At 72.3% G+C, this 20,972-nt stretch carries 20 protein-coding genes; 8 read left to right on the forward strand and 12 right to left on the reverse strand.

Annotation, left to right across the window (positions count from 1 at the left end; translation table 11 throughout):
* Window positions 1–5: 5 nt before the first annotated feature.
* Window positions 6–1,148: a polyprenyl synthetase family protein gene (locus G011_RS0107670; RefSeq protein WP_019607967.1), complete on the reverse strand. Its 1,143-nt coding sequence runs from the start codon at window positions 1,146–1,148 to the stop codon at window positions 6–8.
* Window positions 1,149–1,326: 178 nt separating this feature from the next.
* Between G011_RS0107670 and G011_RS0107675 the strand changes: the two genes are divergently transcribed.
* The 7 genes from G011_RS0107675 (at window position 1,327) to G011_RS0107705 (ending at window position 8,256) form a co-directional block, all read left to right on the forward strand.
* Window positions 1,327–1,848: a MarR family winged helix-turn-helix transcriptional regulator gene (locus G011_RS0107675; RefSeq protein ID WP_019607968.1), complete on the forward strand. Its 522-nt coding sequence runs from the start codon at window positions 1,327–1,329 to the stop codon at window positions 1,846–1,848.
* 367 nt (window positions 1,849–2,215) lie between these two features.
* Complete coding sequence (locus G011_RS0107680; RefSeq protein ID WP_019607969.1) at window positions 2,216–3,772, forward strand: BCCT family transporter; 1,557 nt, start codon at window positions 2,216–2,218, stop codon at window positions 3,770–3,772.
* A 31-nt stretch (window positions 3,773–3,803) separates the two neighbouring features.
* Window positions 3,804–4,277, forward strand: a complete 474-nt coding sequence (locus G011_RS0107685; protein ID WP_019607970.1) for an Hsp20/alpha crystallin family protein — start codon at window positions 3,804–3,806, stop codon at window positions 4,275–4,277.
* 162 nt (window positions 4,278–4,439) lie between these two features.
* Window positions 4,440–5,060, forward strand: coding sequence for a copper chaperone PCu(A)C (locus tag G011_RS0107690; protein ID WP_019607971.1), 621 nt, complete (start codon window positions 4,440–4,442; stop codon window positions 5,058–5,060).
* Window positions 5,060–6,265, forward strand: coding sequence for a Dyp-type peroxidase (locus tag G011_RS0107695; protein ID WP_019607972.1), 1,206 nt, complete (start codon window positions 5,060–5,062; stop codon window positions 6,263–6,265). Before G011_RS0107690 ends, G011_RS0107695 begins: the two co-directional genes overlap by 1 nt.
* Before the next feature lie 183 nt (window positions 6,266–6,448).
* Window positions 6,449–7,009 (forward strand): hypothetical protein, encoded by a 561-nt coding sequence (locus G011_RS0107700; RefSeq protein WP_013154588.1) that lies wholly within the window; start codon window positions 6,449–6,451, stop codon window positions 7,007–7,009.
* Between the two features lie 422 nt (window positions 7,010–7,431).
* Entirely contained in the window at window positions 7,432–8,256 is an 825-nt protein-coding gene (locus tag G011_RS0107705; RefSeq protein ID WP_019607973.1) for a sigma-70 family RNA polymerase sigma factor, read from the forward strand.
* 66 nt (window positions 8,257–8,322) lie between these two features.
* On the opposite strand, the gene G011_RS0107710 is transcribed toward G011_RS0107705, so the two are convergent.
* The 6 genes from G011_RS0107710 to G011_RS0107735 all read right to left on the reverse strand — a co-directional run bounded on the left by G011_RS0107710 (window position 8,323) and on the right by G011_RS0107735 (window position 14,613).
* Window positions 8,323–9,657: a pitrilysin family protein gene (locus tag G011_RS0107710; RefSeq protein WP_019607974.1), complete on the reverse strand. Its 1,335-nt coding sequence runs from the start codon at window positions 9,655–9,657 to the stop codon at window positions 8,323–8,325.
* Window positions 9,658–9,770: 113 nt separating this feature from the next.
* Complete coding sequence (locus tag G011_RS0107715) at window positions 9,771–12,083, reverse strand: polyribonucleotide nucleotidyltransferase (RefSeq protein WP_019607975.1); 2,313 nt, start codon at window positions 12,081–12,083, stop codon at window positions 9,771–9,773.
* Window positions 12,084–12,388: 305 nt separating this feature from the next.
* The gene (rpsO, locus tag G011_RS0107720) at window positions 12,389–12,658 is read right to left on the reverse strand and encodes a 30S ribosomal protein S15 (RefSeq protein WP_019607976.1); all 270 of its coding nucleotides are present in this window, start codon (window positions 12,656–12,658) and stop codon (window positions 12,389–12,391) included.
* Window positions 12,659–12,926: 268 nt separating this feature from the next.
* Window positions 12,927–13,874 carry a bifunctional riboflavin kinase/FAD synthetase gene (locus tag G011_RS0107725; RefSeq protein WP_013154593.1) on the reverse strand — a complete coding sequence of 316 codons (948 nt, stop codon included), beginning with the start codon at window positions 13,872–13,874 and terminating at the stop codon, window positions 12,927–12,929.
* A 167-nt stretch (window positions 13,875–14,041) separates the two neighbouring features.
* A complete protein-coding gene (locus tag G011_RS0107730; protein WP_019607977.1) occupies window positions 14,042–14,326 on the reverse strand; it encodes a type II toxin-antitoxin system RelE/ParE family toxin in 285 nt (94 codons plus the stop codon).
* The gene (locus tag G011_RS0107735; RefSeq protein WP_019607978.1) at window positions 14,323–14,613 is read right to left on the reverse strand and encodes a type II toxin-antitoxin system Phd/YefM family antitoxin; all 291 of its coding nucleotides are present in this window, start codon (window positions 14,611–14,613) and stop codon (window positions 14,323–14,325) included. Before G011_RS0107735 ends, G011_RS0107730 begins: the two co-directional genes overlap by 4 nt.
* A gap of 209 nt (window positions 14,614–14,822) precedes the next feature.
* On the opposite strand from G011_RS0107735, the gene G011_RS0107740 reads away from it, so the two are divergent.
* The gene (locus G011_RS0107740) at window positions 14,823–15,671 is read left to right on the forward strand and encodes an alpha/beta fold hydrolase (protein ID WP_019607979.1); all 849 of its coding nucleotides are present in this window, start codon (window positions 14,823–14,825) and stop codon (window positions 15,669–15,671) included.
* Window positions 15,672–15,691: 20 nt separating this feature from the next.
* Here G011_RS0107740 and truB read toward each other — a convergent pair whose 3' ends face one another.
* From truB to G011_RS31020, 5 genes are all read right to left on the reverse strand, one after another.
* Complete coding sequence (gene truB, locus G011_RS0107745) at window positions 15,692–16,579, reverse strand: tRNA pseudouridine(55) synthase TruB (protein WP_019607980.1); 888 nt, start codon at window positions 16,577–16,579, stop codon at window positions 15,692–15,694.
* Between the two features lie 54 nt (window positions 16,580–16,633).
* Window positions 16,634–17,077, reverse strand: a complete 444-nt coding sequence (gene rbfA / locus G011_RS0107750) for a 30S ribosome-binding factor RbfA (RefSeq protein WP_013154598.1) — start codon at window positions 17,075–17,077, stop codon at window positions 16,634–16,636.
* Window positions 17,078–17,079: 2 nt separating this feature from the next.
* The gene (locus G011_RS0107755) at window positions 17,080–17,376 is read right to left on the reverse strand and encodes a DUF503 domain-containing protein (RefSeq protein WP_013154599.1); all 297 of its coding nucleotides are present in this window, start codon (window positions 17,374–17,376) and stop codon (window positions 17,080–17,082) included.
* Window positions 17,377–17,479: 103 nt separating this feature from the next.
* Complete coding sequence (gene infB / locus G011_RS30545) at window positions 17,480–20,434, reverse strand: translation initiation factor IF-2 (protein WP_026338115.1); 2,955 nt, start codon at window positions 20,432–20,434, stop codon at window positions 17,480–17,482.
* Between the two features lie 212 nt (window positions 20,435–20,646).
* Window positions 20,647–20,970 (reverse strand): YlxR family protein, encoded by a 324-nt coding sequence (locus G011_RS31020; protein WP_081461755.1) that lies wholly within the window; start codon window positions 20,968–20,970, stop codon window positions 20,647–20,649.
* Window positions 20,971–20,972 lie beyond the last annotated feature (2 nt).

A 20,972-nucleotide genomic window follows, 5' to 3' on the forward strand; every position in this document is an offset into this window, starting at 1 on the left:
GCCGGTCACACACGGTCACGCGCGATCCGGGAGGCCAGGCCGCCCAGCCCCTCCAGCACGTGGGCCGGCGCGTCGAGCCCCTCCAGGTGCGCCCGGCCCCGTTCGGCGAGCTCACGGCACCTGGCTCCGACCAGGTCGCGTGCGCCGAGGCGGTCCAGCGTGTCGGCCGCCTCCGCGGGGTCCACGTCCTCGCCGGGCAGACCGATCCGGTCGAGCAGCCGCAGCGCGGCGTCGTCCCCGCGCTCGCGGGCCAGGCGGGTGCCGGTCACGAGCAGCAGCGTGCACTTGCCCTCGCGGATGTCCTCGCCCACGGGTTTGCCGGTCCGGGAGCTGTCCCCGTAGACGCCGAGCAGGTCGTCCCTGAGCTGGAAGGCGATGCCCACGTCCCGGCCGTAGCCGCGCAGGGCCCCCACCGCCGCCGGGTCGGCCCCGGCCATCGCCGCGCCCAGGTGCAGGGGGCGTTCGACGCTGTAGGAGGCCGTCTTGAGCAGGTCCACGCGCAGGGCGGCCTCCTCCGAGCGCTCCCGGCGCGCCTGGGCGCGCACGTCGAGGAACTGCCCGGCCATGATCTCGGTGCGAAGGTCCCGCCACACGGCCCGCGCCCGGACGGGCTCGGGCACGCCCGGCAGGGCCTCGTTGAGCATGTCGTCGGCCCAGACCAGGGCCAGGTCGCCCACGAGGACCGCCAGCGCCTCCCCGTAGCGGCGCGAGTCGCCGACATGGCCGTCCCGCTCGTGTTCTAGGGCGTGCGCGGCGTGCACCGAGGGGCGGCCCCGGCGGGTCGGCGAGCCGTCCATGACGTCGTCGTGGACGAGCGCGCAGGTCTGGACGAGTTCGACCGCGGCGCAGGCCTGGCGGGCGGCGCGGGCCGTCTCCCCCGAGGGGACGCCTCCGCCCGCGAGCCACCCCCACCAGGCGAGCAGGGGCCGCATCCGTTTGCCGCCGTCCAGGGTGAAGCGGACGGTCGTGCCGGCCAGGTCCCGGCCGAACTCTCCGTCGAGGTCCTCCGAGTCGCGGAGCCTGCGCTCCAGGTAGTCCTTGAGGGACGCCTCCAGGGCGGAGCGCTCGTCGGCGTCTTCGGCGTCCGGCGGGCGCGGGTGCCTGTGGGTGTTCAGGATGGGATTGACGGTGTCCTCCCCGGGTAGCATCCGAACAATGCGACTCGGTTTCCATGAATCTTGGCAACCGAAATACTTCCCCCTCTGCGAGGGTCAAACCCTTCGCCGGTGGAGAGGTGCGCCTCCCGGAGAGGGTTCGCGTGTCCCGGTGGCGCTTAGAATTCCAGGAACGGCCGGAGCCACCGGCCACGAGTGCGAGAGAGGAACCATGGACACCGCGTCGGCCGCATCCTCTCCCCCCGACTTCGAGGGGTCCGCGGCCGCGGATCCCGAGGTCAGGTCGCGGGCCGAACTCTACGACGCGTTGCAGACCGACGGGCAGCGACTCGCCGTACGGCTCATCCGCATGCTGCACCGGATGGCGGAGCGCTCGGGGATGAACCCGACCGACTTCCAGTGCTACACGCTGCTGCGCGTGGGCGGTTCCATGACACCGGGCGAGATCGCCGACAGCCTGTGCCTGTCCACCGGTTCGGTGACCGGGGTGATCGACCGGCTGGAGGCGCACGGCCTGGCCGAGCGCACCCGCCACCCCGAGGACCGGCGCAAGGTCGCCGTCCGGCTGACCGGCGCCGCCGCGCGCGTGGGCCCCGCCACCGCGCCCGGGATGCGCGAGGCGATGACGGCCGCGCACGCGGACTACTCGCTGGAGGAGCTGTCCACGATCACGGACTGGCTGGACCGGGTCGGCACGGCTCTGGACCGGCTGTCCGCGAAGACGGAGCCGTGAGGCCGAAGGGGCGGCGGTCGCGGCCGTGAGCATGGCACCCGCAGGGGACGAGCGGAACGAGGGTGACCTCTCCTACCCCGATACGTGCGGACATATGCAGTCATGTGTCCAGACAGGGCCCATGGCACCGCAAGGGATATTTCGCCGCTCGTAGGACAACACTCCACGATTGTGCGGTTGCTTCACGAAAAGGCTTCTGGCACCTACCATCCCACGGGACATGTCCGTGGGCCGGTGCCCTCACCGGTCCGTCATCCCCCGACCAGGGAAAGCGACCCTCCGGGGCTGGGAAGGAGCCAGCATCTCATCCCTACGCGAGTACATCCGAGAACACACCAACCCCACGGTCTTCGGGGTTTCCGGGGTCGTGATCCTCGCCTTCGTCGTCGTCGGCATCGTGGCCACCGAGCCGATGCTCGACGCGGCCACCGCCACGCGCGACTGGATAGGTGAGAAGCTCGGCTGGGTCTACGTCCTGTCCACCACCTTCTTCCTGGTGATGGCGGTCTTCCTCATGCTGAGCCGGTTCGGGAAGATCCGCCTGGGCCCGGCCGACTCCAGGCCCGAGTTCGGGACGCTGGCCTGGTTCGCCATGCTGTTCACCACCGGCATGGGCATCGGCCTGGTGTTCTGGGGGGTGTCGGAGCCCATCCACCACCTGACCTCGCCGCGCTCGGCCGAGTTCGTCACCCCCGAGGGCGAGCCACCCATGCCCGAGGCGGCGAGCGAGGCGCTGGCCCTGAGCTACTTCCACTGGAGCTTCCACCCCTGGGCCATCTACATCGCGCTCGGCCTGTCGCTGGGCTACTTCGCCTTCCGCAAGGGCCTGCCCCTGCGCCCCGCCTCCGCGCTCTACCCCCTCCTGGGCGACCGGGCCTTCGGCTGGCCCGGGAACGTCGTGGACATCCTCGCCATCTTCGGCACGATCTTCGGCCTGGCCACCTCGCTGGGCCTGGGCACCCTCCAGATCAACGGCGGGCTCAACCACGTCTTCGGCATCCCCTCCAACGCCACCGTGCAGTCGGTCATCATCATCCTCATCACCGCGATCGCGCTGGCCAGCGTGCTCTCGGGCATCGACAAGGGCATCCGCCGCCTGTCGATGATCAACCTGTGGCTGGCCTTCCTGCTGCTGGTGACCGTCTTCGCCCTGGGCCCCAAGCTGTGGATCGCCAGCATCATGACCACCGGCACGGGCGAGTACCTGAGCAACATCGTCGAGTGGAGCCTGGCCTTCCCGAGCCCGCTCATCGACGAGACGGCGGCGGCCTGGACCACCGCGTGGCCCATCTTCTACTGGGGCTGGTGGATCTCCTGGGCCCCGTTCGTGGGCATCTTCCTGGCCCGTATCTCCTACGGCCGCACCATCCGCGAGTTCGTCATCGGGGCGCTGTTCGCCCCCGTCGCCGTGTCCATCCTGTGGTTCGGGGTGTTCGGCGGCTCCGGCCTGTACTACGAACTGTTCGGGAACGCCGGACTGAGCGCGCTGAGCGAGGAGGACCGGTCCTTCCGCCTCGTGGAGCTGCTGCCCGGAGGGCCGCTCATCGGCGGCATCATCTCCGTCCTGCTGATCATCGTGGTGGCGGTCTTCTTCATCACCTCCTCCGACTCCGGCTCCCTGGTGGTGGACACGCTAGCCAGCGGCGGGAGCCTCAAGCCGGTCAAGGCCCAGCGCGCCTTCTGGGCGATCAGCGAGGGCGCGGTCACCCTGATCCTGCTGGTACTGGGCGGGGAGAACGCCCTGTCGGCACTCCAGGCCGCGTCGGTGGTCACCGGGCTGCCCTTCGCGATCATCCTGCTGCTCATGCTCTGGGGCCTGATCAAGGGACTGTCGGAGGAACCCAGGCCCGGAGGCCCCAGGGAGCAGCGCGCCGAGGACCGCCCCCGGTCCGGCCGCTCCCCGGAGAAGCAGGCGAGCGACTAGTCTCCCGTCAGTACGAGGAAAGGAGGCCGCCGTGGCGTCGAGGAGGTTCCACAACCCCTTCCACGGTGTGGTGGACATGATCACCGAGATGAACCGCATCTCCGACAGCATGTCCTCGATGGAGACCGGCAACGCCGGTGAACGCGAGCGCGGGCACGCCGACGCGTGGAGCCCGCCCACCGACATCCTCGCCCGGGGCAACGACCTGATCGTCCGCTGCGAGGTCCCCGGGGTCCAGGAGCAGGACGTGGCCGTGAGCCTGAACAACGGCATCCTCACCATCAGCGGCGAGCGCCGCCGGGACGGGGACGATGTCGTCTACTACTCCTCCGAGCGGTTCATGGGCACGTTCCGCCGGGAGATCAGCCTCCCGGAGGCCGTGGACGAGGAGGACATCGAGGCCAGCTACGGCGAGGGGCTGCTGGAGGTGGTGGTGCACGGCGCCGCCAACGCCCGCGGGCCCCGGCGCATCGCCATCCGCAAGCGGACACCGAAGAGGTCCTAGACACCGCCGACGGGGCGGGTCCGGCACGGCCGGGCCCGCCCCGTCGGCGTGCGAGGACCTGATGCGGCGCGGGGCACCCGGACGCCGGGAACCGGACGGCCCCGCGATCCGACCCGTAGGGGGAACGGCCGCGAGAACGCGGCTCGTACCCCCGGAGGGAACATGGACCGCATCCGCACCAGCCGTACCGCATGGGCCGCCTCACTGCTCTGCCTCGGCCTCACCCTCACCGCCTGCGGCGGGGCGCAGGAGCAGGACGCCGCCCCGGCGGAGGAGGCCGCCGACAGCGCGGCGACCGCCGCCGACGCCTTCTCCGTGACCGACCCCTGGATCAAGGCCGTCACCGCCGAGGAGGGGATGACCGGCGTCTTCGGTGTGCTGGCCAACGGCTCCGACGAGGAGATCACCGTCGTCTCGGCCGACTACGACGCGGCCGGAATGGTCGAGCTGCACGAGGTCGTCTCCGAGGGGACCGACGCCACCATGCGCGAGAAGGAGGGCGGGTTCCCCATCCCCGCCGGAGGCAGCGCCACCCTGGAGCCCGGCGGCGACCACATCATGCTCATGGAACTGACCGAGGACCTCCAGCCGGGAGCCGAGGCGACCGTCACCGTGGAGTTCTCCGACGGCTCCACCACCGAGTTCACCGCCGCGGTCAAGGACTACGCCGGGGCCAACGAGGAGTACGAGGGCGGCCACGGCGAGGGGCACGGCGACGGGGGGCACGGCTCCGAGGGAGAGGACGGCGGGGCGCACGGGGACGAAGGGCACGGGGACCACTGATGGGCGGTGAGTCCCGGCTCAGCCGCAGAGGGCTGCTCCTGGGCGGTGCGGCGGCCGGTGTCGGCGCGGCCGGGGGCGCGCTCGCCCACCGGTGGGCCGCGGAACCGGCGGCGGCCCCCCAGGCGTCCCCGCTCAACGGCACGCTGACCGTGCCGTTCCACGGCGTGCGGCAGGCGGGCGTGGAGACCCCGCCGCAGACGCACGGCACCTTCCTCGCGCTGGACCTGGAACCGGGGACGGACGCGGACGGGGTCGGCCGGCTCCTGCGGCTGCTCAGCGACGACGCGGCCCGCCTGTCCCGGGGCGAGCCCGCCCTGGCCGACACCGAGCCCGAACTCGCCCTGGTCCCGGCCCGGCTCACCACCACGTTCGGGTTCGGGCGGGGTCTGGTGGAGCGGGTGGACCCCGACGCGGTACCGGAGTGGCTCGGGCCCCTGCCCGAGTTCGGGCACGACCGGCTCGACCCGGCCTGGGGCGAGGCGGACCTGCTGCTCCAGGTGTGCGCGGACGACCCCGTGACCGTCTCCCACGCGGTGCGGATGATGCTCAAGGACGCGCGGGCCTTCGCGCGGGTGCGGTGGACGCAGAGCGGGTTCCGCCGGGCCCACGGTTCCCAACCCGAGGGCACCAGCATGCGCAACCTGATGGGGCAGGTGGACGGGACCGTCAACCCGGCGCCGGGAACCGGGGACTTCGACCGGCTGGTCTGGGGCGGGAACCCACCGCGGTGGCTCAGGGGAGGCACGAGCCTGGTGCTGCGCCGCATCGCCACCCACCTGGACACCTGGGACGAGCTGGACCGGCCAGCCCGCGAGGCGGTCATCGGCCGCCGCCTGGACAACGGCGCGCCGCTGACCGGTACCGAGGAACACGACGAGGCGGACCTGGAGGCCACGGACGCCTCCGGGCTGACCGTCATCGCGGACTTCGCGCACATCAGGCGGGCCCGCACCGACGACCCGGACCAGCGGATCTTCCGACGCGCCTACAACTACGACGAGCGCGGCTCGGGCGGCGAGGAGGCGGGGCTGCTGTTCGCCTCCTTCCAGGCCGACCCTCTGCGCCAGTTCGTGCCCATCCAGCGGCGCCTGGACGAGCTGGACCTGCTCAACGAGTGGGTGACCGCCGTGGGCTCGGCGGTGTTCGCCGTCCCGCCGGGCTGCGAGGAGGGAGGGTACGTGGGGCAGGCCCTGCTGGAGGGGTGAGCCGCCCCGGGCCGCGGAGAGCGGGATCCGCTGGAGGAAGCCGCCGATGCGGCGGGGAGCGGGAAACCCCGGCCCCGGAGACCGGATCCGGCCTCCGGGGCCACGTGGGGGGCGCCTCCGCTCGGACGACCGCTCGGCCCACCCCCCTGGGCGGGGACCCGGAACGGGTGCGACGATGAACCCATGACGGAGCGGCCACCCCTGCGCGCGGCCCGCGCCGGGGTGTTCGCCTCGGTGTGCTCCGCCGTGTCCGTGGGCGGCCACGCGCTGTCCTCCGAGCACGCCGTCCCACTGGGCGGACTGCTCGTCGGCGCCGCCCTGGTCTACGCCTCCGCCTGGGCCGCGACCGGCCGCGAGCGCGGACTCGGCGCGATCGCCGGATGGATGGCGTGGGGCCAGCTGGCCCTGCACCTGGTCTTCTCCACGGCACAGGCGGCGGGCGCCCACGGCGCCCACGCGGCCGACCCCGCCGCCGTCGAGGCCGCCTCGGGCGGCGCCCGGATGCTCGTCGCCCACCTCGTGGCGGGCGCCGTGTGCGCCTGGTGGCTGCGCCAGGGCGAGGCGGCGCTCTTCGCCTACCTGCGCCTGGCCGCCGCCGCGCTGCTGCCCGTCCTGGTGCTCGCGGTCCCGCGGCTGGTACCCGAACGGGTGCCCTCGGCCCCGCTCCCCGAGCGCCGGACGCCCGCCCCGGCCGCGCCCTACCTCCGACACAGCCTGGTTCTGCGGGGACCGCCCGCGGCGTAGTAGGCCGTGTTCGACCGCACCGCCGACCGCCGCGCGGCGGTCGGCGCCCGCGAACACGCCCGGGCCGCTGACCCGGCCCCTGCCCGCACCCGCACCGCCAGCGCGCCTTCCACCCCGACGGCGGGCTCCGTGGGGACCGGCTCCGAGCCGTCCTCGCGCCGCGCCGTGCCCACGGAGGGAACGGCCGCGCGGTCCCGACTCCGCCCGGGCGGGCGCGGGTGCCCGGGTCAGCGCCCTCACGCCGCGTCCTCCGCACCGCCGCGCCCACGCGCGCACGTCCGGGGAGACGCGTCCGGTCCCCGCGTGCCCAGGACCGGTCCCCCCGTCGGGGACCGGCCGCGCACGCTCCCGTCACCGCGCGCACCACCGCCCGAGGCCACCGGCCGCCGGGCCGCTGGTGCACGCCGGAACCCGGAGCACCGATGCCCACCGACACCGTCTTCCAGGAGCAGCGCCCGGCACGGGCGCGCCGTTCCCACCCCGACCGCCTGTCGTGCCGTCCGCGGCGCGACCACCGCACCGACCCGCCGCCCCCCGCGGCGGTCGAAGCGGACGAGCCCGCTCACGAGGACGGGCCCGCCTCCGCGAAGGGCCCCGCTCTCCCGCAGGGGCACGCCCGTCCGGAGGAACCCGGCCTTCCAGAGGAACCGGTCCGTCCGGAAGGACCCGCCCTCGCGGAGGGACCGGTCCGGTCGGAGGAGCCCCCGCACTCGGAGGAACGCGCGCATGAGCGGGACGGCGAACTCGACCGGCTGGCGCTCGCCGCCCGTGAGGGCTCGGCCGCCGCGCTCGACGCGTTCGTCCGGCGCACCCGTTCCGACGTCGCCCGCTACATCGCCCGCAGGGTCCACCCCGACCGCGTCGAGGAGCTGAGCCAGGAGACCTACCTGCGGGCCCTGCGCGGCCTGCCGCGGTTCGCCGGACGCGCCCCGGCGCGGACCTGGCTGCTGGCCATCGCCCGCAACACCGTCGCCGACCGCTACCGCCACGACGCGGCCCGCCCCGACTGCGTGCACCACGCCGACTGGGACCTGCTGCCCGCCCGGGCCGTCCGGTTCGACGAGCACGTGGCCCTGCTGTGCCTGCTGGACGGCCTCGCGGCCGAACGGCGGCAGGCGTTCGTCCTCACCCAGGTGGAGGGCCTGTCCTACGCCGAGGCCGCCCGGCTGGCCGACGTGCCCGTGGGCACGATCCGCTCGCGGGTGGCCCGGGCCCGCGGCGACCTGGTGCGCGGGCTCACCGCCTGAGGGCGGAACGCGACGGCCCCGGGTCGCTCCGCCCGCGCGGAGCGGCCCGGGGCCGCCTACGTCACATCAGAAGACCCGGTCGGCCGCGTAGGGGCCGATCACGGCCAGCGCGCGCGGCCGCGACAGCAGATCGGCGGCCACCTCGGCCACCTCCGCGCCGGTCACTGCGTCGAACAGCGCCAGGCTCTCGTCGATCGAGTAGTGCCCGGGCCGGTTCAGCTCGTGCGAGAGCAGCCGCCCCATCCGCGCGTTGGTGCCCTCGCTGCCCAGCACCAGCGAGCCCTGGATCTGGCCCTTGGCCCGGGTCAGCTCCTCCTCGGTGATGCCCGAGGCGGCCACCTTCGCCAGCTCCTCGCGGCACACCCCGATGACCTCGTCGGCCTTGTCCGGCAGGCAGCCCGCGTAGATCTGGAAGCTGCCGGTGTCGGCGTAGTCGGCGTTGTAGGCGTGCACCGCGTAGGCCAGGCCGCGCTTCTCGCGCACCTCCTGGAACAGGCGCGAGGACATCCCGCCGCCCAGGGCGGCGCTGAGCAGCCGCAGCGCGTGCCACCGCGGGTCGGTGCGGCAGAGCCCCTCCGACCCCAGGATGATGTGCGCCTGCTCGGTCTCGCGCGACTGCACCACCGTGCCGCCGTAGGTGGCGACCGGCGAGCCGCCGATGCGGGGACGCGCGGGGCGGGCGTCCCCGGCGGCGGCCGAGTGCTCGGCGAACAGCGCGCGGACCTGCTCCACCACCCGGTCGTGGTCCAGGCTGCCCGCCGCGGTCACGATCAGCTCGCCGGGCACGTAGGCGTCGCGGTACTGCTCGGCGATGCGGTCGCGGGAGAGCGCCTCGATGGTGTCGGTGGTGCCCAGGATCGGTCGGCCCAGCGGCGAGTCGCCGAAGAAGTGCGCCGCGAAGACGTCGTCCACCAGGTCGGCGGGCTCGTCCTCGTACATGGCGATCTCCTCCAGGATCACGCCTCGCTCGGTCTCCACCTCGCCCTCGTCGAGCACCGAGTTGGCCACCATGTCACCGATGACGTCGACGGCCAGCGGCAGGTCGCGGTCGAGCACCTTCGCGTAGTAGCAGGTGTGCTCCTTGGTGGTGTAGGCGTTGTGGTCGGCGCCCACACCGTCCAGCAGCGCGGAGATCTCCAGCGCCGAACGCTCCTTGGTCCCCTTGAACAGCAGGTGCTCCAGGAAGTGCGCCGAGCCCGCGTGCGCGGAGTCCTCGTCGCGGGAACCCGTGGTCGCCGAGATCCCGAACGCGGCGGAGCGCACGCCCGGCACGGCCTCGGTGACCACGCGCAGGCCGCCGGGGAGCACCGTGCGGCGCACCAGTCCGGTACCGCCGTCCGGCTCCAGCAGCGTCACGGTCGTGTCCGGGTCCTGCTCGGCGGCGATGGGGACAGAGCTCATGGATCCTTCTTCTTCGTCGGGACGTCGGTGGCCGGTCCACCCGGCGGTTCCGGCCGAGGATACGCGCCGGGGCGGCCGCACCCAAGGTGCGACCGCCCCGGCGTCGGTCAGGATCAGGTGTTCTCCGAACGCCCGCCCGAGCTGCGGCGGCGGCGACGGCGCGGGGCGTCCCCGCCGTTCTTGTCGCCGCCGTCCTCCTCGGCCGGGGAGTCCTCGTCCTCAGCGGCGGAAGCCGCGGGGGCGGCCTGGGCCGACTCGGCCTCCACGACCTCGACCGGGACCAGCGACAGCTTGCCGCGGTCGTCGATCTCGCGGATCTCGACCTGGATCTTCTCGCCGATGCTGATCACGTCGTCGAGGTTCTCGATCCGCTTGCCGCCGTGCAGCTTGCGGATCTGCGAGATGTGCAGCAGGCCGTCCTTGCCGGGCAGCAGCGACACGAACGCGCCGAACGTGGTCGTCTTGACGACGGTGCCCAGGTAGCGGTCGCCGACCTCGGGCATCGTCGGGTTGGCGATCTGGTTGATCGTGTCCCGCGCGGCCTCGGCCGAGGGGCCGTCGGTGGCGCCGATGTAGATCGTGCCGTCGTCCTCGATGGTGATCTCGGCGCCGGTGTCGTCCTGGATCGAGTTGATCATCTTGCCCTTGGGGCCGATGACCTCGCCGATCTTCTCCACCGGGACCTTGACGGTGAGGATGCGCGGAGCGTTCGGGCTCATCTCGGCCGGACGCTCGATGGCCTCCTGCATGACGTCGAGGATGGCCAGGCGGGCGCCGCGGGCCTGCTGGAGCGCGAGCGCCAGCTGCTCGGCGGGGATGCCGTCGAGCTTGGTGTCCAGCTGCAGGGCCGTGATGAGCTCGCGGGTACCGGCGACCTTGAAGTCCATGTCGCCGAACGCGTCCTCGGCGCCCAGGATGTCGGTGAGGGTGACGAACTCGTCGCCCTCGCTGATCAGGCCCATGGCGATGCCCGACACCATCTCCTTGAGGGGCACACCGGCCGCCATCAGGGACATGGTGGAGGCGCAGACCGAACCCATCGAGGTGGAGCCGTTGGAGCCCAGGGCCTCCGACACCTGACGGATGGCGTAGGGGAACTCCTCGCGGGCGGGCAGGACCGGGAGCAGGGCGCGCTCGGCGAGGGCGCCGTGCCCGATCTCGCGCCGCTTGGGCGAGCCCACCCGACCGGTCTCACCGGTGGAGTAGGGCGGGAAGTTGTAGTTGTGCATGTAGCGCTTGGTCTTGTCCGGGTTGAGCGTGTCAACCGTCTGCTCCATGCGCAGCATGTTGAGCGTGGTGACACCCATGATCTGGGTCTCGCCGCGCTCGAAGAGGGCCGAGCCGTGCACCCGCGGCAGGACGCCGACCTCGGCGCTCAGCTGGCGGATGTCCTTGGGGCCGCGGCCGTCGATGCGGATCCCGTCGCGCAGCACGCGCTCGCGCATGAGCTGCTTGCTCAGGGAGCGGAAGGCGGCGCCGATCTCCTTCTCGCGGCCCTCGAAGTCCTCGGCGAGCTTCTCGGCGGCCGAGGCCTTGACGCGGTCCAGCTCGGCCTCGCGGTCCTGCTTGTCCGCGATGGTCAGCGCCTTGGACAGCTCCTCGCGGACGGCGCCCTCGACGGCGGCGTACACGTCGTCCTCGTAGTCGAGGAAGATCGGGAACTCGCCCTGCTCGCGGCTGGTCTGGTCGGCGACGGCCTGCTGGGCCTTGCACAGGACCTTGATGAAGGGCTTGGCGGCCTCCAGGCCCTCGGCGACGGTCTGCTCGTTGGGGCCGACGGCCCCCTCGGCGACCAGCTTGAGGGTGCGGACCGTGGACTCGGCCTCCACCATCATGATGGCGACGTCGCCGTCGGCCAGGACGCGACCGGCGACCACCATGTCGAAGGTGGCGTTCTCCAGCTCGGCGTGGGTCGGGAAGCCCACCCACTGGCCGTCGATGAGGGCGACGCGCACGCCGCCGATCGGGCCGGAGAAGGGCAGCCCGGCGATCTGGGTGGACATCGAGGCCGCGTTGATGGCGACGACGTCGTACAGGTGCTCGGGGTGCAGGGCCAGGACCGTCTCGACGATCTGGATCTCGTTGCGCAGGCCCTTCCTGAACGACGGGCGCAGCGGCCGGTCGATCAGGCGGCAGGTGAGGATGGCGTCCTCGGAGGGACGGCCCTCACGCCGGAAGAAGGAGCCGGGGATGCGGCCCGCGGCGTACATGCGCTCCTCGACGTCCACCGTCAGGGGGAAGAAGTCGAGGTTCTCCTTGGGGCGCTTCGAGGCGGTGGTGGCGGACAGGACGACGGTCTCGTCGTCCAGGTACACCGTGGCCGATCCGGCGGCCTGGCGGGCCAGGCGACCGGTCTCGAAGCGGATGGTGCGGGTGCCGAAGGAGCCGTTGTCGATGACGGCTTCGGCCGAGTACACGCCCTCCATGGGCGACCTCCTACTACACGTGTTCGCGTTCGTGGCGCCCGGCACGCGAGGCGTGCCGGCGCTCGTTGTTCGTCTTCCCGCGTCCGTGCCCCGGAGTTGATGACGGCCGGTCATCGATCGAAGCCCACGGCATGCCCTGAGGGGAATGTCCGGGGACCACTACCGAGGACCGGCCCCGACTCTGCGCCGGGGTGGGGAGCGGGTGGTTCTCACTGTGGAACCGGGGTGGACGGCGGTGCATGACCACCGTCGTGTCACACCTTACTAACAAAGCGGGAGCGGCCGAAGCCACTCCCGCCGACAACCTAGCGGCGCAGACCCAGACGCTCGATGAGCGAGCGGTAACGGGTGATGTCCTGCTTGGCGATGTACTTGAGCAGACGGCGGCGGCGACCGACCATCAGCAGCAGACCGCGGCGGCTGTGGTGGTCGTGCTTGTGGTCCTTGAGGTGCTCGGTCAGCTCGGTGATGCGGTGCGTGAGCAGCGCGACCTGGACCTCGGGGGAACCGGTGTCACCCTCGCCGGTGGCGTACTCGGCGATGATCTTCTCTTTGGTGGCGGTGTCGATCGACACGTCGCTCCTTCACTGGAAAGTCGGTACGCGGTGTGGAACCCGGTGCGCGACCGGGAACAGACGCGGTGACCGCGCGTACGAACAGTCACCGTCGCGTGTGGTGCGCGGCCCGCCGCCGACGGCGTGGGTGCGCCGCGCTCCCCCGGCGACGGTACGCGCGGAGGCGACCGGCCGTGGGCACACGTGGACAACGACCACCCTACCGCAGAGCACGAGGTGGCGGACCGTGGCCGGGCACGGGTGGGGTCTCCCCCGCTCCGCGCCCTCCCTACCCGGCGCGCAGGACCTCGCGGCAGCGGTCGACGTCCCGGCGCATGGCGACGATCAGCTCGTCGATGCTGTCGAAGCGCTCCTGACCGCGGATGTGCACCGTGAAGTCCACCGTCATGCGCAGCCCGTACAGGTCCAGGTCGTCGCGGTCCAGGGCGTAGGCCTCCACGGTGCGCTCGGCGCCGTCGAACGTGGGGTTGCTGCCCACGGAGATGGCGGCGGGCCAGCGCGACTCCTGCCCGGGGGCGGGCTCGGAGCGGTGGAGCCAGCCCGCGTAGACGCCGTCGCCGGGGACGGCGGTGTCGGGGAGCAGGTCCATGTTGGCGGTGGGGAAGCCCAGCAGCTCGCGGCCGCGCGCGGCGCCGTGCACGACCTCGCCCCCGACCCGGTGCGGGCGGCCCAGCAGCTCGGCGGCCCCGGCCACGTCGCCCTCGGCGAGCAGCCCCCGCACGCGCGTGGAGGTGATGGTGTCGCCGTCCGCGACCAGGGCGACCCCGTCGGCGGTGAAGCCGTACTCGGCGCCCAGCGCAGCCAGCGCGGCGACGTCGCCCGAGGCGCGGTGGCCGAAGCGGAAGTCCTCGCCCACGACCACGGCCGCGGCGTGCAGGCGGTCGACCAGGACGCGCTGGACGAACTCCTCCGGGGTCAGGGAGGACAGGTCCTTGGTGAAGGGCAGGACGCACACGGCGTCGGCGCCGTACTCAGTCAGCAGCTCCACCCGCCGTTCCAGGGGGGTGAGCACCGGCGGGGTGGTGCCGCGCAGCACCGTCTGCGGGTGGGGGTCGAAGGTCACCACGGTGACCGGGAGGCCGAGTTCGCGTCCGTGCCCGACCGCGGTCTCCAGGATGGCCTGGTGGCCACGGTGCACTCCGTCGAACACGCCGACCGCCACCACCGAGCGCCCCCACCCGGAGGGAACGCCCTCCAGCCCGTCCCATCGCCGCACGTCCGGCTCCCCTGCTCGTCGCTGCTCGTGGTCCGCGCGGAGCCCGTGGCGCCCAGCGCGCCCGGAACCCGCACGAACCAAGGGTGCCACGTCCGCGGGTCCCCCACCGACACAAGGGGTGTGTGGCCCAGCACACGCCGGGCCACAGCTCCAGCGGATACCGAGGGTCAGCGCCCGCCCGAGTAGTGGTAGGCGTCGGCCCGCCCTCGAATGTCGTAGACGACGATGACGCCCTTGTCGTCGTCTATGCCGAATCGAATCCTGTAAGTGGCACGGCGGGCGACCCAGTCCTGACCGTAGGGGGGATTGAGTCGTTTCCCCACTTTGCGGGGGTTCTCCCTGAGGTCTCCCCGAATCAGCTCCCATGCCGCCGTGGCCACCTTGTCAGGCAACGTCTCGGACAGGGCACGGCGCGCGGTACGGGTCAGGACGACTTCGTACCGGTCACTCACGTTTCCGTCTCCCGGCGCGCACGTTCTCGCATGAGCTCGGCCATCTCGTCACCGGTGACCACGTCCCCCCGTTCGTACTCCTCCTTCGCCCGGGCCAGACTCGCCTGCTCCTCCGGACTGTCCAGAAGGGCGAAGGTCTCCGTCATCGACTCGTAGTCGTCCACGGAGATCACCACGGCACTGGGCCTGCCGTTGCGGGTGATGGTGACGGCGTCGTGTGTTCTCTCCACCTCATCGACGATCTTGGACAGGTTGTTTCTGGCCTCGGCCAGCGGAAGCGTCGTCATGGCGTGAATTCTAGCCAACCGCGTCGCGGGTTGTACATCATTCACGCCAGTCCGCTCTCTTCGTGTGGCGGTCCCGGGAAGTCCCGTCGTCCGGGAGGAACTGGAGGACGCCGGGCTCCGCCGCGACTGAGACCCTGGCGCGCGCCCGGCCGTTCCGCCCGCGGCGGAGCCGGGTTGGCACACGTGCGCGGGGCGGTTACCGTGCACCGATGGCGATGATCGACACGGGTGCGACCCGACTGGCGTACGACGAGGCCGGTTCCGGTCCCGCGATCGTTTTCGTGCACGCCGGTGTGGCCGACCGGCGCATGTGGGACCACCAGTTCACCGAGTTCGCGAAGACCCACCGGGTGGTCCGCTACGACTGGCGCGGCCACGGCGGCTCCGCCGACCACGAGGGCCCCGTCGACCACCACGAGGATCTGATGGCCCTCATGAACGCCCTGGAGATCGACCGGGCGACCCTGGTCGGCGCCTCCTTCGGGGGCGCCTACTGCGTGGACGCGGCGCTGGCCGCCCCGGAGCGGGTGGAGGCACTGGCCCTGGTCTGTCCGGGGATGTCAGGGCACGAGTGGCCGGAGGTCTTCGTGCGCGAGGCGCGCAAGATGGTGCTGGGCGCCGTCCCCCACGAACGCCTGGAGGTGTACCGGGCGGGACGCGCCGACCCCGATCCCGGGGACGTGGCGGCGATGGCCGAGGCCCAGGCCCGGTTCATGGTGCTGGGCCCCGGGCGGGTGCCCGAGGACCTGCCGCCGGAGGCCTGGGACCTGGTGCTGCTCATGCTGCGCGAGATGTTCGCCCGCGAGTGGTCCGGGCCGGTCGCCACCACCCGCTGGCCGGAGCGGCCAGCCAGCGACCGCCTGGGCGAGATCGCCGTGCCGACGCTGGTGGTGAAGGGGATGTCGGAGATCGCCCAGGTACGGGAGGTCGCGGACCTGTACGCCGGTGGCGTGCCCGGGGCGCGGCTGCTGGAGATGCCCGACACCGGCCACCTGCCCTCCGTGGAGCGCCCCGGCGAGCTGACCGCGGCCCTCGCCCGGTTCCTGGGGACCGCCTGAAGGGGCGGGTCCGCGCGGGGTCAGGCGGGTTCGAAGACCACCACGGGCTTCATGTGGTCGCGACGGTTCTCCCCCAGGGCGATGACGCGGCCGTCCTGGGCGAAGAGGCCGACCGGGCCGCTTCCGGACCCGTCCGGCTCGATCCGGTTGCCGTGCCGGATCCGCTGCTCCTCGTCCCCGCTCAGGGCGCGCGCCGGGAAGGCCGCGGCCACGGCCTCGGCCAGCGGGACCTGTGTGAACTCCTCGGCCAGCTCGTCCAGCGTGCGCGCCCGGGACAGGTCGTAGGGGCCCACCCTGGTACGCCGCAGCGCCGTCAGGTGCCCGCCCACGCCCAGGTCGGCGCCCATGTCACGGGCCAGCGCACGGATGTAGGTGCCGCTGGAGCAGGTGACGGAGGCGTCCACGTCCACGAACTCCCCGTCGGCGTCAAGGACCCGGCGCACGTCGGTGACCGTGAACTCCGCGACGGTGACCGTGCGGGCCTTGAGGGCCACCTCCTTGCCCTCGCGCGCCGACTTGTAGGCGCGCTTGCCGTCCACCTTGATCGCGCTGACCTGGGGTGGAACCTGCTGGATCTGCCCGGTGAGCCTGCCGACGGCGGCGCGCACGGCCTCCTCGCCGACCCCGGAGGCGTCCGCGCGCACGAGGGGCTCGCCCTCGGCGTCGTCGGTGTTGGTCGTCAGGCCGAGGCGGATCGTCGCCTCGTAGACCTTCTCCGTCAGGGTCAGGTGGCCCAGGAGCTTGGTGCCCTTCTCGATGCCCAGTACCAGGACCCCGGTGGCCATCGGGTCCAGGGTCCCCGCGTGGCCGACCCTGCGGGTGCGCGCGAGCCCGCGCGTCCTGGCGACCACGTCGTGCGAGGTCCAGTCGGCGGGCTTGTCGACGACCACGACGCCGCTCTCGGCCATGGTGCTCCCTCGGGGTGAAGGGCGGCGGCGCGGTCCGCGCCGCCGCCGGGGGTGTTACTCGTCCTCGTCGCGCTCGTCCTCGCGGGGCGCCCGGTAGGGGTCGGCCTCGCCCGCGGGCTTGGCGCCGCTGGCCCTCTCGGCCAGCTCCGCGTCCGACTGGCGCGCCTTGAGCAGGAGTTCCTCGATGTGCTGGGCGTTCTCCTGCACCTCGTCGACGACGAAGGCCAGGCTCGGCGTGTGCCGGATACCGGTCTGGCGTCCCACCTCGCTGCGGATCACGCCCTTGGCGCTCTCCAGGGCGGCGGCGGAGGCGGCCTTCTCGTCCGGGGTGCCGAACACCGTGTAGTACACCGTGGCGTCCCGCAGGTCGGCGGTGATGCGCGCGTCGGTCACGGTGACGAATCCCAGGCGCGGGTCCTTGATGCGCCGGTCCAGCATCTCGGCGACGATGCGCTGGATGCGGTCGGCGATCTTGCGCGCGCGTGCGGCGTCAACCATCGTCAGTCTTCCTCTTCGTTGAAGAGCCGCTGTCTGGCGGAGAGCAGCTCCAGTTCGGGACGGCCCGCGACGAAGCTCTCGCAGGAGTCCATCAGCTCCCGGGCGTGCGCCGCCGTCGGCGCGACCACCGCGACACCGATCTTGGCCCGGCGGTACAGGTCCTGGTCTCCCGCCTCGGAGACCGAGACCGAGAACTTGCGGCGCAGCTCGGAGACGACGGGTCGGACCAGCGAACGCTTCTGTTTGAGCGAGTGGACGTCACCGAGAAGGACGTCCAGGGTCAGCGCCCCAACGTACAAGTGATCACCTGTGGTGTGTGGAGTTGTCCGCCGCTGTCGGCGGCGTGAAACACGGGGCCCCGGCCGCACGGCCGGGGCCCCGTCTGGTCATGCTCCGCGAGGATCAGTCGCGGGGCTTCTCCTGCATCTCGTACGTCTCGATGACGTCCTCGACACGCAGGTCGTTGTAGCCGACGCCGATACCGCACTCGAAGCCCTCGCGGACCTCGGTTGCGTCGTCCTTGAACCGACGCAGGGACTCCACGTTGAGGTTCTCGGAGATGACGACCCCGTCGCGGATGAGCCGCGCCTTGGAGTTGCGGCGGATCAGGCCGCTGCGGACGATCGAACCGGCGATGTTGCCGATCCGCGGCACCTTGAAGACCTCGCGGATCTCCGCGCTGCCGAGCTGGACCTCTTCGTAGATCGGCTTGAGCAGACCCTTGACCGCGGCCTCGACCTCGTCGATGGCCTGGTAGATCACCGAGTAGTACCGGATGTCCACGCCCATGCGGTCGGCCAGCTCGCTGTTCTTGCCCTCGGGCCGAACGTTGAAGCCGACGATGATCGCCTCGGCGGAGGCCGCCAGGTTGATGTCGTTCTGCGTGATCGCACCGACACCGCGCCCGATGACCCGGATGCTCACCTCGTCGCCACCGGCGTCGATCTTGAGCAGGGACTCCTCCAGCGCCTCGACGGAACCGGACATGTCACCCTTGATGAGGAGGAGCAGCTCGGAGCGCTCGCCCTCCTTCAGGGCGTTCTGCCAGTTGTCGAGGGTGACCCGGCGGGCCGAACGCGCCTGCTGGGCGAAGCGCTCGCGCGCCTCGCGCTGCTGGGCGATCTGCCGCGCCACCCGGTCGTCCTTGACGACCAGGAAGTTGTCACCGGCGCTGGGAACGTTGGTCAGACCCAGCACCTGCACCGGACGGGACGGCTCGGCGCTCTGCACGTTCTGGCCGTGCTCGTCGAGCATGGCGCGGACGCGGCCGAAGGCGTCACCGCAGACGATCGAGTCACCGACGTTGAGCGTGCCGCGCTGGACCAGCACCGTGGCCATGGAACCGCGACCGCGGTCCAGGTAGGCCTCGATGGCCAGACCCTGCGCGTCCATCTCCGGGTTGGCCTGGAGATCGAGCGCCGCGTCGGAGGTCAGCACGATCGACTCGAGCAGGGCGTCGATGTTGTCGCCCTTGAGCGCGGAGATGTCCACGAACTGGACGTCGCCGCCGTACTCCTCGGCCACCAGGCCGTACTCGGTGAGCTGCGCGCGGACCCGCTGCGGGTCGGCGCCCTCGACGTCGATCTTGTTGACCGCGACCACGATCGGCACCTCGGCCGCCTTGGCGTGGTCGATGGCCTCCGCCGTCTGCGGCTTGACGCCGTCGTCGGCGGCCACGACCAGCACCGCGATGTCGGTGACCTTGGCACCGCGGGCACGCATGGCGGTGAACGCCTCGTGACCCGGGGTGTCGATGAAGGTGATCTTGCGCTCTTCGCCGTCCACCTCGGTGGCGACCTGGTAGGCACCGATGTGCTGGGTGATACCGCCGGCCTCGCCGCTGACGACGTTGGTCTTGCGGATGGTGTCCAGCAGTCGGGTCTTACCGTGGTCGACGTGACCCATGACGGTGACCACCGGCGGACGCGGACGCAGGTCCTCCGCGGTGCCCTCGTCCTCACCGAACTCGATGGAGAAGGACTCCAGCAGCTCGCGGTCCTCGTCCTCCGGGCTGACGACCTCGATCCTGTACTTGAGCTCCTCGCCCAGCAGCATCAGGGTCTCGTCCGGAAGGGACTGGGTCGCGGTGACCATCTCACCCAGGTGCATCATCACCTGGACGAGCGACGCCGGGTTGACGTCGATCTTGTCGCCGAAGTCCGACAGCGAGGCGCCGCGGGACAGGCGGATGGTCTGGTCGTTGCCGCTCGGGATCTTGACGCCGCCGAACGACGGGGCCTGGAAGTCGTGGAACTCCTGGCGCCGCTGCTTCTTGGACTTGCGGGCACGCCCGGGACGGCCGCCGGGGCGTCCGAACGCACCGGCCGTACCGCCGCCGCGGCCGCGGCCACCGCCGCCGGGACGGCCACCGAAGCCACCCGGACGACCGCCGCCGCCACCACCGACACCGCCGGGACGCGGACCGGAACCCGCGGGGGCTCCCCCGCGACCACGGCCACCGCCGCCGCCGGGACGGCCGCCGCCACCGCCGCGACCGCCACCCGCGGGTGCGGCCGGACGGGACGAGGGCATGTTCATCGGGCTGGGGCGCGGACCGCCGGGCCGGGGACCGGGACGCGGGGGACCCGCGGCACCGCCCGGACGCGGAGCGCCCGCCGCACCGCCGGGACGCGGGGCGCGCTGTTCGCCGCCGCCCTGCGGGCCGGGACGCGGACCCGGACGGGGACCGCCCGGACGCGGAGCGCCCGCCGCGCCACCGGGACGCGGGGCGGCCGGCTTGGAGCCCATGCCGGAGGCGTTGGACGCGAACGGGTTGTTGCCCGGACGGGGACCGGACGGGCGCGGGCCGGGACGGGGCCCGCCGCGCTCGGAACGGTCGCCGCGCTCGGGGCGCTCACCACGCTCGGGACGGTCACCGCCGCGCTGGGCGCGGTCGGGACGACCACCCTCGGGACGGCCGCCTTCGGGGCGACCGCCCTCGGAACGGCCGCCGGGGCCCGCCGGGGCACCGGGCTTGGGGGCGCCGCCGGGGCGGGCGCCAGCCTCGCCGCGGGGAGCCTTGGGGCCGGGCTTGGGCGCGTTCGCACGCGGAGCGGCCTCGCTCTGCGGGCTCGACTTGGGCGCGGGGCTCGGCCTGGGGCCGGGCTTGGGGGCCGGACCCGGCTTCGGGGCGGCACCGTTGTCCGCGGCGGGACGCGGGCCGGGCTTGGGAGCCGAACCCTTGCGACCGCCGTCGGAACCGTTGTTGAAAGCTTCCTGGAGGCGTCGTACGACGGGGGCCTCTATGGTCGAGGACGCCGAACGGACGAATTCACCCATCTCGTTGAGCTTGGCCAGAACGGCCTTGCTCTCTACACCGAACTCCTTGGCGAGTTCATATACCCGGACCTTCGCCACTACTCTCCTTCAGCTTCGGTCCGGGACATGGGCTTGTGCCGGACCGTCGTTAGCTCGAGTTACTCATCGCTGCGTACTCATCAGGCGCTCATCGCAATCTCGACCTGCTTCCTCATCGCTACACAACAATGGGCCAGCTTCTGCGTGCCGACACAGCACTGGACGCCGACCTCGGTCCGTACAACCCAGAAGTCGGTCCAGACATTCCAACCCTATCGGGAACGTTGACCCGATCCGCCACGCGGGGCGGCGTCGATCAGGGCCGCCACGGGTGAGACGTCCCACCCGTCGGCGCCCGCTCCCCTCCGGTAGGCGCGTGACCAGGCCCTGCGCCGTTCGGCGAGCTCGAAGCACCGCCGATCGCGGTGCAGGTAGGCGCCGCGCCCCGGAAGACGACCCCGGGTGTCGGGCGTGATGACCGTGCCCTCGGCCACCAGCCGCACGAGGTCGGACTGGACTGCCCGCGACCGACACCCCACGCAGGTACGCACGGGGCGGTCGGGACCGTCATGGGCCACCCTATCGCGTCGAGGCATGA

This window comes from Nocardiopsis sp. CNS-639 (assembly GCF_000381685.1).
In the GTDB taxonomy this organism is placed as follows: domain Bacteria; phylum Actinomycetota; class Actinomycetes; order Streptosporangiales; family Streptosporangiaceae; genus Nocardiopsis; species Nocardiopsis dassonvillei.